This is a genomic window from Streptomyces sp. R41, from assembly GCF_041053055.1.
In the GTDB taxonomy this organism is placed as follows: domain Bacteria; phylum Actinomycetota; class Actinomycetes; order Streptomycetales; family Streptomycetaceae; genus Streptomyces.
Genome location: NZ_CP163443.1, coordinates 3,800,686 through 3,814,157, shown reverse-complemented (window position 1 = coordinate 3,814,157; position 13,472 = coordinate 3,800,686). Strand labels below are relative to the sequence as shown.

Sequence of the window (13,472 nt, the reverse complement as noted above, 5' to 3'; positions counted from 1 at the left end):
GGTCTGACAACGGGGGTGTCAGCCCGAGCCGGGCTCGGGCTCCTCCCGGAACTTCTCGGGGAGGCGGTCGCCGCCTCGCGTGTGGAGGTACGGCTGGTACCACAGGCACCCCTTGGCGGTGCATCGCCAGAGGTTGTCCACGAAGTGGCGCTCCCCCTTCTCCGCACGGACCGCCGCCTTCTCGTCGGCGTTGAGCTTCCGGAAGTCCTGCCTGCTGCCGCAGGTCGGGCATACCCGGCTTACTGTCATGAACCACTCCTCGCGATCGCCGCCAGGTCCGGGAAGTCGGTCACCACCGCGTCGACCCCCAGCCCGTAGTACAGCGCGTACTCCGCGAACGCGTCCCCGAAATCATTGGCTCCGGTGCCCCGCCGGAAGTCCGTCGGCAGGAACTGGTTCTCCGCCCGGAAGGTGTACGGGCCGACCTTCAGGCCCGCCGCGTGGGCGTCGGCGAGCAGGGGCGTCGGGGTGCCCAGGCCGCCGTCCGCGCCCACCGGGACGATCGACGTCTTGTCGGGGCCGATCCAGTCGGCGTACGCGGCGATCTTCGCGAGGCCCGTCGGCGTCATCATGTCCTTGTACGTCGTCGGGTCGCCGGAGGAGACCAGGTCGTAGGGGCCGCCCGTGGTGCCCAGGGCCTGCCACAGCGGTACGCCGAGCTCCTGGGCGGCGATGCGCTGCAAACTCGTCGGCTCGAAGGACTGGACGACGCACTCGCGCGGGCCCAGACGGTTGCGGCGGATGAGCGCCGCCAGCTTCGGCTCCAGCTCCAGGCCGATCGACCGGAAGTAGGTGGGGTGCTTCGTCTCGGGGAAGACGGCGATCGTGCGGCCATGTTCCTTGGACAGGCGGCGGGCGAGGTCGACGACCTCCTGGAAGGTGAGCACCTCGTGGCGGCCGTCGAAGACGGTGTTGCGGTTGCGGACCAGGGGGAGGCGCTCCACCGCCCGTAACGTCTTCAGCTCCGCCAGCGTGAAGTCCTCGGTGAACCAGCCCGTCACGCTGCGGCCGTCCACCGTCTTCGTCGTGCGGCGGGCGGTGAACTCCGGGTGCGATGCCACGTCCGTGGTCTGCGAGATCTCGTTCTCGTGCCGGACGACCAGGGCGTGGTCCCTGGTCGGCACCAGGTCGGGCTCGATCCAGTCGGCGCCCGTCTGGACGCCGTACGTGTAGGCCGCCGCGGTGTGTTCGGGGCGCCAGCCTGCGGCGCCGCGGTGGCCGACCACCAGGGGGGCGCGGGGGTGCTCGGCTGCCGCCGTGGTGGGTGCGGAGACGGCCGCCGTGCCGGCGGCGGCCGCGAGCAGTATGGAGCGACGTCTTGGGTGCGGGGTCATGTAACTCCCTTTCCGGAGTGGGTGGTTGATGCGTCTTGTTTCGCCCCCTCCGCCCCTGCCCATTCCCGTACCTGGGGGCTGCCGCCCCCAGACCCCCGCCAAAGATCGCGCAGTTCCCCGCGCCCCTGAAAAGGGGCGCGGGGAACTGCGCAAACGGGGTCTGGGGCGGAGCCCCAGGGACGGGACGGGCAGGGGCGGAGGGGGCGAAAAAACTCAGTGGTGAGCCCGGCGCCTGGCTTCCGTCAGGTGGGCCAAGTGGTCCTCGTACGCCTTGGCGTAGTAGGCCGCCCGAGCCGGGTCGGGTTGGACGACCGCTGTCGGCCGGGTCCACGCGGCCGTGTCGAGGGCGACCCCGTACCGTGCCGCGGCCGCAAGCACCGCCCCCCGCGCCCCCACCTCGCCCTCCACGACCCGTAGGGGCCGCCCGAGCACATCGGCCAGCAGCCGCATCCACGCGGGGCTGCGCGTGCCCCCGCCGCAGACGGCCAGCGACCCCGTCAGGCCCGCGGCCTCCAGGCAGTGGCGGGCGGCGTAGCCGATGCCCTCGCAGGTGGCGCGGATCAGGTCGGCGCGGGTCGACTCCAGGCAGACGCCGGTCAGTTCGGCGCGCAGGCGTGGTTCGACGAAGGGAGCGCGTTCGCCCGAGGGGGCGAAGTAGGGGAGTACGCGGACGCCGTTCGCGCCGGGCGGGGTCGCGTCCAGCAGGGCGTCCACCTCGTCGTGGTGGACGCCCGTCGTCGACAGGACCCAGTCCAGTGCCGCCGTGCCGACCATCGCGGGCATGGCGCGCAGCCAGTACCCGGCCCGGTCGGTCGAGATGTACAGGCCGGCCGGTTCGCCGGTCAGGTCGAGGTCCGTCGTCCCGACCAGACTGGCCAGGCAGGTGCCGACGATCAGCAGCCCGTCGCCGGGGGCCGTGACGCCCGCCCCGAGCGCGCAGGAGGGGAGGTCGTAGGGGCCGCCCGCGATCGGCGTGCCGGACGGCAGGCCCGCGCCGCGCGTCCGCCCGGTGGCCACCGGATCGCTCACCGGCGCCAGGAGTCCGCGCCGGTGGGTCAGGCCGAGCAGCTCGACGACCCGGTTGTCGTAGGTACGGGTGCGCGGGTCGAGGAACGGCATCGACGCGTCCGACACGTCCGTCGCCCGCACCCCCGTCAGCCGCTGGAAGACCATGTCCTTGCAGTACAGGGCGGTCGTCGCCGCATCGAGCGACGTCGGCTCGTAGCGGTCGAGCCAGGCCAGCAGCGGGCCCGGGCAGCCGGGGAACATGGCACTGCCCGTGCGCCGGAAGACCGTCTCGAAGGTGCCGTCCGACAGCCACTGGTCGACCAGCTCGTGGGCCCGGCCGTCCATCCAGGACGCCGCGGCCCGCACCGGCCGGCCCTCGGCGTCGACGAGCCACACCCCGTCGCCCTGCCCGGTGAGCCCAGCCAGCTCGACGGGGCCCGGCACGGCGGCGGTCAGCGCGGAGAGCACCGCGACCACCGCCGCGTACACCTCCTCCATGTCCTGCTCGACGAATCCGCCGCGGATGGTGAGGTCCACCGGCCGTGCCTCTACGGCCAGTTCGCGGCCCGTGTCGTCGAAGGCGGCCGCCTTCACCATGGATGTGCCCACATCGATCCCGACGTACATGCCCTTCGGCCTCCTTCGGATCGGCCATCTCAAACCGGTGGGCCTCAGTCGAGGCAGTGTGCCAGCGGTTCCCCGCGTGTCCAGCGGCCCACCTCCGCCGCCGCGATCCGTGCGGCCTTTTCGGCCACCGCCCGGCTGGCACCGCCCAAGTGCGGTGTCATCACGAGCCGTTCGGTCCCGACGAGGTCGAAGAGGGGGGAGTCCGGCGGCACCGGCTCGCGCTCGTAGGTGTCGAGCGCGGCCGCCGACAGCTGCCCGCTCTTCAGCGCGTCGCACAGCGCGCCCTCGTCGACCAGCGGACCGCGCGCCACGTTCACCAGGACGGCACCGGGCGGCAGCAGCGCCAGCTCGCGCGTGCCGACCAGGCCGCGGGTCTCGGGGGTGAGCCGTGCGTGCAGGCTGATCACCCGGGACCGGCCGAGGAGTTCGTCCAGTGAGCCGACCCGTAGCCCGTGCACCTCGCCGCGCACATAGGGGTCGTACACCAGCACCCGGGCCCCGAACGCGCCGAGCACCCGCGCGACCCGGCTGCCGACGGCCCCGTAGCCGATCAGTCCGACGGGCAGGTCTTCCAGCTCCAGGCCGCTGTGCTCGTATGTGTAGTACGTCGCCCCGCCGCCCCAACTGCCCTGCCGTGCGAGGAGATCGTGGGCCTGCGGGATGCGCCGCAGCGCCGCGAGGAGCAGGCCGACGGTGAACTCGGCGGTGGCGGCGGCGTTGCGGCCCGGCGCGAAACACACCCGTACGCCGTGTGCGCGGGCCGCTTCCCGGTTCACGTTCACCGGGCCGCCCCGGCAGACGACCACCAGCCGCAGCCGCGGGGAGGCGGCCAGCACCCGCTCCGTCACCGGGCCCATCTGGGTGACCAGGACGTCCGCGTCGGCGAGCGCCTCGATCAGCTCGTCCTCGGCGTCGCCGGCCTCCTCGACCTCGGAGACCGGGCCGAAGGGTTCAAGGGGCCAGCCGAGCATCAATTCCCGTACGGAGAAGGGGTGTTCGCCGAGCTCGGCGTGGACCGCCTCCGCGATCAGCCGCGGCAGTACGAAGTGGTCGCCGGCGGCCACCACAGTCACGGAACCGGTCATCGCAGGGAGTCTCCCGTCTCGGTGTCGAAGACATGGGTGAGACCGGGATCGGCGGTCACCCGGACCCGCTCGTCCCGGGCGAGCCGCACCTCTGGGGCGGTGAGGACGACGAGCGGTCGTACGACTCCTTCGAGGGCGAGGGTGGCGATGCCCGACTCCAGGAGCGGCTCGTGGGCGCTCACCCGGGCCGGGACCCCGCCCTCGCCGGACAGTTCCAGATCCTCCGGCCGGATACCGATCACCACCTCGCGGCCCTCCGCCACCTTCACCGGCAGCGCGAAGCTCACCGTCCGCGAGAGCCGGGCGTGGCCGTCCCCCGTCGAGATCCCCGGCAGCAGATTGATCGCCGGCTCCCCGACGAAGTCGGCGACGAAGACATTGGCGGGGCTGTCGTAGATCTCGTACGGCGTGCCGAGCTGCTGGATGACGCCGTCCTTCATCACGGCGATCCGGTCGGCGAGGGAGAGGGCCTCCTCCTGATCGTGCGTGACCAGGATGGTGGTGTGCCCCAAGTCCCGTTGGATGCGCTTGAGTTCGCGGCGGGTGGTGTCCCGCTGGGCCGCGTCGAGGTGGGACAGCGGTTCGTCGAGGAGCAGGACGTCGGGCTCGCGGATCAGCGCGCGGGCGAGGGCCACACGCTGCTTCTGGCCGCTGGACAGACCGGCGGGCCGGGCCTGCAGCAGATCGGTGAGCGCCACCCGTTCCGCGATCTCGGCGACCTTGCGGGCGACCTCCCCCCGTGATCCCCGCGCTCCCCGCCTGCGGGCCTTCAGCCCGAACGCCAGGTTCTCGGCGACGCTCAGTGGTGGATACAGCGCGTAGTTCTCGAAGGCGACCCCGATGTTGCGGGCTTGCGCGGGCCGCCCCACGACCGAGGCGCCGCCCACCAGGATGTCGCCGCCGGTCACCGTCTCCAGACCCGCGATCATGCGCAGGGTCGTGGACTTGCCGCACCCGGACGGGCCGAGCAGTCCGAGGAGTTCGCCCGAGCGCAGCTCCAGATCGATGCCGCGCACTGCGTCCACGGCCGGGCGGCCCCGGGACCTGTACGTCTTGCGCAGCCCGCGCAGCGCCAATTCGGCCATCCGCAGCCCTTTCTGCCGGTCACTCAGCCACCGGTGCCGGTGGCGCACACTTCGTAGGGAACCTTGTGTTCGTCGAGATCGCGCAGCGCGTCGGCCGATGCCCCGTCGTCGACGAGGACCAGGTCGAAGCGGGACAGCGGGACGACGCGGTGCAGCGCGACCCGGCCGAGCTTGGTGTGGTCGAGCAGCAGGATGTTGCGGGCGGCCGAGTCGAGCATGGCGCGCTTCACGGACACGATGTGCTGTTCCTGGTGGTACGCGTACCCGCCGAAGACCGCCGACGTCGACGCGAAGCAGACGTCGACGCGCAGTGACTGCACCGCCTCCACGCAGGACACCCCGAGGAACGAGGAGTGCAGCGGGTCGTAGTCGCCGCCCAGGGCCATCAGATGGATGCCGCGCCGGTCGGAGAGGAGGTTGATCGCCTCCAGGAAGTTGGTGACGACCGTGAGCGGGGTGATCTCGCCCAGCCTTCGGGCTATTTCCAGCGCGGACGTCGAGTCGTCGAGCAGGACCGCCATGCCGGGTTCGACGATCTTCAGCGCGCGCTCGGCGACGGCCGCCTTCTGCGGGCGCATCGTCTTCAGCCGGTACTGGACGTTCGACTCGAAGACCCCGGACGGCTGCGCGGTCACACCACCCCTGAACTTCCGTACGATTCCCTGCCGTTCGAGCTCGTCGAGGTCCCTGTGTATGGTCATCAGGCTCACGCCGAAGCGTTCGGCCAGCTCGGCCGCGGTCGCCGACCCGTCGGCCAGCACCTGCTCGGCCATGGCGGCCTGCCGGACCGCGGGCCCCTGCTGTGCACCACTGGTGTTGCCGCTGCTGCTCATCGCGTGCTCGTCTCGATCCTTCGTCCTGGACGCTCCGGCCGGTCGGCCTCGAACAGCAGCAGGTTCTCAGGCCGTACGGTCAGCCGTACCGGATCGTCGGGGCGCAGGTGTGTCGCGTCGGCGCGCGGCGCGACGAGCGAGACGTGCTGCCCGCCCAGCCGTACGGTGACCTCGACGGCCCGGCCGAGCACCTCGGTGACGTAGACGGTGCCGGTGAGTTCGTGGCCGTCACCCTGGAGCGCGAGATCCCGGGGACGTACGCCGATCAGCACCTCGGTGCCGGGTGCGCCCCGCGCGCTGACCGGCAGCTCCACCGCTCCGTCCGCCGACCGGAAGCCGCCGTCCTCGGTGATCGTCCCCGGCAGCAGATTGATCCGCGGCCGCCCGAACGCCCGCGCCACCTCCGTGTCGCATGGCCGGTACCACATCTCCTCCCGCGTCCCCGTCTGTACGATCCGGCCGTCCCGGATGACGCCGACCCGGTCGCCGAGGGCCAGTGCCTCGACGGAGTCGTGGGTGACGTACAGCGTGGTGGTGTGCTGCACGGCGCCGATCGCCTTGAGCTCGGCGCGCATCGACTGGCGCAGTTTGGCGTCCAGGTGGGAGAGCGGTTCGTCGAGGAGGAAGGCGCGGGCGGGGCGGACCAGCACCCGGCCGAGCGCGATCCGCTGCCGCTGACCGTTCGACAACTGGCCCACCGGGCGGTCCAGCAGGCCGCTGATGCCGAGGAGTTCGGCGATCGCCCCGATGCGGTCGCGGGCCTCGGCGGCGGGCAGCTTGTACCGGGGCGAGCGCAGCGGTGAGGCGAGGTTGTCGTACGCCGAGCGGTGCGGGTAGAGGGCGTAGCTCTCGAAGCACATGGCCACGCCCCGGTCGTACGGCTCGACTCCGGTCATGTCGGTGCCGTCGAGCTCGACCGTGCCGGAGTCGGGCTGTTCGAGTCCGGCGACGGTCTTGAGGGTGGTCGTCTTGCCGGCGCCGGAGGGGCCGAGCAGGCAGAAGAACTCGCCCTCCTGGACTTCCAGTTCCAGCCCGTCGAGCGCGGTGGTCCGGCCGTACGTCTTCCGCACGCCTCGCAGAGTGATGCTCATGACTTCACCGCCCCGAACGACAGCCCCCGCACCAGATACCGCTGGATCGTCAGCGCGAGCAGCAGCGGCGGTACGACGGAGACGAGCGCGGCGGCGGCCGTGAGGTTGTACTTGGGCCGGTCGCCGCCGAGGAAGGACAGCGCGCCCACCGTCACGGTCTGGGCCTGCGAGGAGGTGAGGATGAGGGGGAAGACGAAGTTGTTCCAGGCGAAGATGAAGGCGAGCAGCGACACGGCCGCGATGCCGGGCTTGACCAGCGGCAGCGCGACCTTGAAGAAGGCCTGCTTGCGGGTGTAGCCGTCGAGGAGCGCGGCCTGCTCCAGCTCCGGTGTCAGATCGGCGAAGTACGACCGCATGATCCACACGATCAGCGGCAGCGTGACGAGTTGCAGCACCCACACCATGCCGACGTATGTGTCGAAGAGGCCGAGCTTCTGGTAGAGCACGAACAGCGGGATGATCACGGTGAGTTCGGGCGCGAAGCGGAACGACAGCAGCGTGAACATCAGGTTCTCGGAGCCCTTGAACCGCCAGCGCGCCGACGCGTACGCCGCCGGCAGGCCGACCACGAGCGAGAGCGCCACCGCGCCCAGCGACACGACCAGGCTGTTGACGAAGAAACGGACGAACGGGATGCCCTCGCTGTCGCCGAGCACCGTCCGGTAGGAGTCGAGGGTCGGGGTGAAGGAGAAGTAGGTGCTGAAGAGCTGGTTCGCGGGCTTCAGGGAGAGGATCACCATCCAGGCGATCGGGAAGAGCGCGAAGACGAAGTAGAGGACGAGCGCGGCGTCCGCCAGCCATCCGAGCCACGGCTTCCCGCCCGGCTTCCGTTCCGACCGCCTGTCCTTGCGGGTCACTTGGACACCTCCGCGGCCCGGTTCTGAAGCCTGCCCAGATAGCGCACCAGCACCATCGCGGCCAGATAGACCACGGCCCACAGCACGATCGTGTAGCTGATCCCGAAGGAGTAGCGCTGGAAGCGGATCGCCTCCAGATAGGCGCGGATCTGCAGCACCACCGTGGAGTCGCCGGGTCCGCCCTCGGTGAGCGCGTAGATGATGTCGAAGACCTTCAGCGAGTCCATGAACCGGAAGATCACCGCGACCAGGACGTACGGCCACAGCATCGGCAGCGTGAGCCGCCGGAAGGTGTACCACCAGCCCGCGCCGTCCACCGCGGCCGCCTCGAACGGGGAGGTCGGCAGCGAGCGCAGCCCGGCCAGCGCCAGGATCGCCACGAACGGTGTGTACACCCACACGTCCACCGCGATCGACGACAGGAGCGCGCCGGTGGGGGTGTCCGTCCACTGGACTCCGCCCAGGCCGAAGGGCTTCAGCAAGTGATTGATCACGCCCACGGAGGGCTGGAGCATCAGCTTCCAGATGATCGCGGCGATCACCGGCGCGATCATCAGCGGCAGGATGAGGATCTTCTCCAGCACCCGGCCGATGAGGGACGACCGGTGCAGCAGCAGGGCGACGGCGACCCCGAGCACGGTCTCGACGGCGGCGGCCCCGACCGCGTACAGCACCGTCACCCAGGCGGAGTTCCAGAAGGCCTCCTGTGTGAAGACCGTCCGGTAGTTCTCGAAGCCCACCATGTCCGGCTGCGGCTTGCTCGCCGAGAAGTCGAACAGCGTGTAGTAGAGGCCGAGTCCGAAGGGGTACAGGATCCCGCCGGTGAGCAGCAGGGCGGGCACGATCAGCAGGTACGGGCGCAGACCGCGTCGCCAGCGCGGAACGGCCCGTACCTGCCGTGCCCCCTCCTCGCGAGAGGCCGCCCCGTGGTCGGTCTCCGTCAACGAGGTCATCGGGCTCAACTCACCTTGGTCGCAAGGTCACTTGCGAGGCCGTTGAGCACGGACTCGGCGTTCTTCCCGCCGTAGATCTCCTGGAGCGCCGACGCCCAGCTCGTCGTCGCGTCGAAGAACTGCGCCTGCGGGGTGAACTGGATCTTCGTCTGGTCGACGACCGCCTCGAAGGTGTCGATGAAGCCCTCCAGGTGCCTCATCTTGTCCTTGTAGGCGCCGTCCTGGCTGATCGACTTCCGCACCGGGTCGATGTGGTTGTACGTGATCGCGCCCTTGCGCAGATGCTCCTTGCCGGTGGCCCACTGCAGGAACAGCCACGCGGCGCTCTTCTTCTTGCTCTTGGCGTTCATGCCGAGCGACCAGATCCACATATTGGTGGCGAGCGACCCGTCGGGCCCCTTCGGGCCCGGATGGAAGGCGATCTTCCCGGACGCCGGGCTCGCCCCCTTCACGGCCTGGAAATACGCGGCCGTGTCCGCGTCGAAGAGCATCCCGGCCTTCTTCGCGCCGAGGTCGCTGGAGCACTGGTACCAGGTGTACGACGTCCACGACGGCGGGCCGCCCTGTTTGACCATGCCCGCCCAGTCCTGGGTGAAGGCGCTGGCCTCCGGGGTGTTCATGGCGGGCTTGAGCTTGCCGTCGGTGACGGTGAAGTCCTTGAGTCCATTGCGCGCGTACATCGTCATGAAGCCGGGGTGGATGGTCGCCCAGCTGCGCGAGCCACGCACGGCGATGCCGTACATGCCGTCGAATCCGGCGTCCGGCGCCTTCTTCTTGATGACGGACGCCACTTCCCGTAACTCGTCGAAGCTCTCCGCCGGCTTGAGGCCGAGCTTCTTGAAGACCTCCGTGTTGTAGGCGACGACGTTCGTCTCCCAGCCCCACGGCAGCGCGTACTGTCCGCCCTGCCCGAGCGGCGCGCCCGCCTTCAGGGACCACTGGTCGGCCTGCAGGAGGTTCGGGAAGAAGTCGGCCTGGTCCCATTCGTCGCCGGTGGCCGAGGAGTTGCGCATCCAGGGCCCGAGATCCTCCAGCCAGCCCGGCGGCCCGTACTGCCACACCATGTACGCGCCGAGCATGAAGACGTCGTACGAGGCACGCCCGCTGGACAGGTCCACGGTGAGCTTGTCGAAGTAGTTGTCCTCGGGGAAGACGTCGTACTCGACCTTGATGCCGGTCTTCTCGGTGAACGACTTGAGGTCGGCGATCAGCGCGTCCGTGTAAGGGTGCTTGTTCAGCAGTGCCTTGACCGTCTTCCCCTTCTCCCGCTTCCAGTCGAAGGAGCCGGTGACGTCGGCGGCCGCCGACCCGTCGTTCTTCTTGTCGTCCCCACCGAACCCGGCGCCGCAGGCGGTCAGCAGCGGGGCCGTGGCCGCCGCGGCGGCCAGCGCGAGGAAGCGCCGGCGGTCGTGCACGTGCATGTCCATCCGTGACCTCCACGTCGGTTCGGTTCGGTCCGGTTCCGGTTAACACGTCGAGTCGACTCGTTAACAGAGGGTGTAACGGCGGGGGTTGACCGTCAATCCCTCGCGCAGGGGAAAATCTCAGGGCAGAGTGAGAAGTTCACAGTCTGGGTCGGGATACCGCGAGTGGGCACGCTCGGGCTCTCGACACCGGCTTGAGCGCCCCCGGAGGCGAGCGAGCCAAAAAAGCAGGAGGTCCGGATGGCGGAAGACGGAACGGCGTGGCTGGGGATCGACCTGGGCACACAAGGGGTTCGTGTCCTCGCCGTCACCGGCGCCGGACGCGTCCTCGGCAGCGGCGCGGCCCCGCTCACCGGACGGCGGGCGGGTCCGCGCCATGAACAGGGCGCGGGGGACTGGTGGGGCGCGGTGTGCGCGGCGTCCCGGGCGGCGCTCGGGTCGCTCGACCGGGTACGGATCGGTGGGCTCGCCGTGTGCGCCACGTCCGGCACGGTGCTGCTCACGGACGATGCGGGGCGTCCGCTGACACCGGGCCTGATGTACGACGACGGACGCGCCGCGGCGGAGGGGCGGCGGGCCCGTGCGGCGGGGCTCTTTGTGCAGAACGGCTGGGGGCTGCCGAAGGCGCTGTGGCTGGTGCGGGAGTGCGGCGGCGCTCGCCTGGCGCACCAGGCCGATGTCATCACCGCCCGCCTGACCGGCCACCCGACGCCCACCGACTCCAGCCACGCCCTGAAGACCGCCTACGACCTGGAGCGCGACACCTGGCCGTACGCGGCCCTCGCCGAACTGGGCCTGCCCGAGGACCTGTTGCCCGAGGTCGTACGCCCCGGAACCCGCCTCGGCGAGGTCTGCGCGGCCGCCGCCGAGCGCACCGGCATCCCCGCCGGCACCCCCGTGATCGCCGGTATGACCGACGGCTGCGCGGCCCAGATCGCCTCGGGCGCCCTGCGCGAGGGCTCCTGGAACTCGGTGCTCGGGACGACGCTCGTGCTCAAGGGCGCGGCAGCGCAGCCCGTACGGGACGCGACCGGCGTCGTCTACAACCACCTCGCCCCGGACGGAAGTTGGCTGCCCGGAGGTGCGTCCAGCGTCGGCGCGGGCGCGCTGGCGGCGTACTTCCCCCATGCCTCACCGGCCGCCATGGACAAGGCCGCCCCGGCCCACGAGCCCGCGTCCGTCCTCGCCTACCCCCTCACCTCACCCGGTGAACGCTTTCCCTTCCTCGCACCGGACGCCACCGCCTTCGTCCTCGGCGAACCCGCCTCCGACGCCGACCTGTGGGCCGCGCTTCTCCAGGGCGTCGGCCTCGCCGAGCGGCTCTGCCTGGACTACCTGCACCACCTCGGCGCCCCGCTGGACGGACCGCTCACCTTCACCGGCGGCGCGGCCCGCAGCCCGTACTGGAATCAGCTCCGCGCCGACATCCTCGGCCGCCCCGCCCGGGTACCCGAACAGACCGAACCCGCCCTGGGCATGGCGGTGTTGGCGGCCTACGGCACGGGCGCCGCCCGCACCCTCGCGGACGCCGCCGAAGCCATGGTCCGGCTCCGCACGGTCCTCGAACCCCGCCCCGCCCGTACGGCACTCTTCGCGGACCCGTACGCGCGGTTCGTCGACGAGCTGGAGCGGCGCGGCTGGCTCCCCGCTTCCGTCGCGGCGCACGCGCGAGCGCGCCTGGACCTGGATACTGCGGGCTCATGAGTACGACAAGCACCCGCGGTGCGACCCTTCTGCTGGCCCGGCACGGGCAGACCGTCTGGCATGCCGAGAACCGCTACGCCGGCGTGAGCGACGTCCCCCTCACCGACGAGGGCCGCGCCCAGGCGGAGGCCCTCGGCCGCTGGGCCGCCGCACACCCGGTCGACGCGATCTGGACGTCCACGCTCGCCCGCGCCATCGCCACGGCCGAACCGGCCTGCCGCGCCCTGGGACTCACCCCGCACCGCGAACCCGCCCTGCGCGAATGCGACTTCGGGGTCGTGGAGGGCCGCACCCTCGCCGAGTTCGAGGCGGAGAACCCGGCGCGCGCCAAGGCCTTCCGGGCCGACCCGGTGTCGTACCCCTTCCCCGAGGCGGAGGACCCCCGCACCGCCGCGGCCCGCGGCGCGGGCGCCCTGCGCCGCATCGCGGCCGCGCACCCCGGCGAACGCGTCCTGGTCGTCGCCCACAACACCCTGCTCCGCCTGGTGCTCTGCTCCGTCCTGTCCATCCCGCTGGGCGAGTACCGCCGCGTCTTTCCGCACCTGCGCAACGCGGCGGTCAGCGAACTGCGGGTGGCGGACGGGAGCGTCGCCCTGCTGTCGCTCAACGTGCCGTGCGCACCATGAGGGAAAGCCCCCGCGAGTCAGGTCCTCGCGGGGGCTTTCCTTTTCTCCGCCTGCCACGTGAAGGGTGAGAAGACGATCACGAGCAGGACGTTTCATACCTGCCTCAGGGGGCCAGCAGCAATACGTCTGCGCGGGACGTGGCCGCTTCGTAACGCCGGGCCACGTCCTGCCAGTCGACGACCTGCCACATGGCCTCGATGAAGTCGACCTTCTGGTTCTTGTACTGCAGGTAGAAGGCGTGCTCCCAGGCGTCGAAGACGAGGATCGGCACGGAGCCCTGGCCCACATTGCCCTGGTGGTCGTAGATCTGCTCGACGACGAGGCGGCCGCTCAGCGGCTCGTACGCGAGGACGCCCCACCCGGAGCCCTGCGTGGTCGCGGAGGCCTTGGTCAGCTGGGCCTTGAAGGCGCCGAACGAGCCGAAGGACTCCGTGATCGCGTCCGCGAGGTCGCCGACGCCGTCCGCGGCCAGCGGCTCGCCGCCGCCGTCACCGGTCATGTTGTGCCAGTAGATCGAGTGCAGGATGTGGCCGGAGAGATGGAAGGCCAGGTTCTTCTCCAGGCCGTTGACCGAGCCCCACGACTCCTTGTCCCGCGCCTGTGCGAGCTGCTCCAGCGTGTCGTTGGCGCCCTTGACGTAGGCCGCGTGGTGCTTGTCGTGGTGCAGCTCGATGATCTCGGGGCTGATCACGGGCGCGAGCGCGGCGTAGTCGTACGGCAGCTCAGGGAGCGTGTAGACGGGCATGCGGGGTCCCCTCCGACCTCTTATTGCAACTTACTTGCAACTGCACGCTAGCAACAAAAAGGCCCCCGCGTGCGCAACGCGGGGGCCTTTCGGCAAGTCG

The 13,472-nt window shown here is 70.8% G+C and carries 13 protein-coding genes; 2 read left to right on the top strand and 11 right to left on the bottom strand.

Annotation, left to right across the window (positions count from 1 at the left end; genetic code table 11):
• Positions 1–18: 18 nt before the first annotated feature.
• The 10 genes from AB5J53_RS17635 to AB5J53_RS17590 all read right to left on the bottom strand — a co-directional run bounded on the left by AB5J53_RS17635 (position 19) and on the right by AB5J53_RS17590 (position 10,300).
• Positions 19–249 carry a hypothetical protein gene (locus tag AB5J53_RS17635; RefSeq protein ID WP_369246608.1) on the bottom strand — a complete coding sequence of 77 codons (231 nt, stop codon included), beginning with the start codon at positions 247–249 and terminating at the stop codon, positions 19–21.
• Positions 246–1,334 carry a glycerophosphodiester phosphodiesterase family protein gene (locus AB5J53_RS17630; protein WP_369246607.1) on the bottom strand — a complete coding sequence of 363 codons (1,089 nt, stop codon included), beginning with the start codon at positions 1,332–1,334 and terminating at the stop codon, positions 246–248. Before AB5J53_RS17630 ends, AB5J53_RS17635 begins: the two co-directional genes overlap by 4 nt.
• A 213-nt stretch (positions 1,335–1,547) precedes the next feature.
• Positions 1,548–2,969 (bottom strand): FGGY family carbohydrate kinase, encoded by a 1,422-nt coding sequence (locus AB5J53_RS17625; protein WP_369246606.1) that lies wholly within the window; start codon positions 2,967–2,969, stop codon positions 1,548–1,550.
• Positions 2,970–3,013: 44 nt separating this feature from the next.
• Positions 3,014–4,054 (bottom strand): 2-hydroxyacid dehydrogenase, encoded by a 1,041-nt coding sequence (locus tag AB5J53_RS17620; RefSeq protein WP_369246605.1) that lies wholly within the window; start codon positions 4,052–4,054, stop codon positions 3,014–3,016.
• Positions 4,051–5,139: an ABC transporter ATP-binding protein gene (locus AB5J53_RS17615; protein WP_369246604.1), complete on the bottom strand. Its 1,089-nt coding sequence runs from the start codon at positions 5,137–5,139 to the stop codon at positions 4,051–4,053. The genes AB5J53_RS17620 and AB5J53_RS17615 overlap by 4 nt, the downstream gene beginning before the upstream one ends.
• A 23-nt stretch (positions 5,140–5,162) precedes the next feature.
• Positions 5,163–5,972, bottom strand: coding sequence for a DeoR/GlpR family DNA-binding transcription regulator (locus AB5J53_RS17610; protein WP_369246603.1), 810 nt, complete (start codon positions 5,970–5,972; stop codon positions 5,163–5,165).
• Positions 5,969–7,063 carry an ABC transporter ATP-binding protein gene (locus AB5J53_RS17605; RefSeq protein WP_369246602.1) on the bottom strand — a complete coding sequence of 365 codons (1,095 nt, stop codon included), beginning with the start codon at positions 7,061–7,063 and terminating at the stop codon, positions 5,969–5,971. Before AB5J53_RS17605 ends, AB5J53_RS17610 begins: the two co-directional genes overlap by 4 nt.
• Positions 7,060–7,920, bottom strand: a complete 861-nt coding sequence (locus tag AB5J53_RS17600) for a carbohydrate ABC transporter permease (protein WP_369246601.1) — start codon at positions 7,918–7,920, stop codon at positions 7,060–7,062. The genes AB5J53_RS17605 and AB5J53_RS17600 overlap by 4 nt, the downstream gene beginning before the upstream one ends.
• On the bottom strand, positions 7,917–8,873 hold the full coding sequence (locus AB5J53_RS17595) for a carbohydrate ABC transporter permease (RefSeq protein WP_369246600.1): 957 nt from the start codon (positions 8,871–8,873) through the stop codon (positions 7,917–7,919). Before AB5J53_RS17595 ends, AB5J53_RS17600 begins: the two co-directional genes overlap by 4 nt.
• Before the next feature lie 5 nt (positions 8,874–8,878).
• Positions 8,879–10,300: a sugar ABC transporter substrate-binding protein gene (locus tag AB5J53_RS17590; protein ID WP_369246599.1), complete on the bottom strand. Its 1,422-nt coding sequence runs from the start codon at positions 10,298–10,300 to the stop codon at positions 8,879–8,881.
• A gap of 237 nt (positions 10,301–10,537) precedes the next feature.
• Here AB5J53_RS17590 and AB5J53_RS17585 point away from each other — a divergent pair, with 237 nt between their 5' ends.
• Together AB5J53_RS17585 and AB5J53_RS17580 are read left to right on the top strand one after the other, a co-directional pair.
• Entirely contained in the window at positions 10,538–12,001 is a 1,464-nt protein-coding gene (locus tag AB5J53_RS17585) for an FGGY-family carbohydrate kinase (RefSeq protein ID WP_369246598.1), read from the top strand.
• Positions 11,998–12,627: a histidine phosphatase family protein gene (locus AB5J53_RS17580; RefSeq protein WP_369246597.1), complete on the top strand. Its 630-nt coding sequence runs from the start codon at positions 11,998–12,000 to the stop codon at positions 12,625–12,627. The genes AB5J53_RS17585 and AB5J53_RS17580 overlap by 4 nt, the downstream gene beginning before the upstream one ends.
• Positions 12,628–12,730: 103 nt before the next feature.
• On the opposite strand, the gene AB5J53_RS17575 is transcribed toward AB5J53_RS17580, so the two are convergent.
• Entirely contained in the window at positions 12,731–13,372 is a 642-nt protein-coding gene (locus tag AB5J53_RS17575; protein ID WP_369246596.1) for a superoxide dismutase, read from the bottom strand.
• Positions 13,373–13,472: the final 100 nt, after the last annotated feature.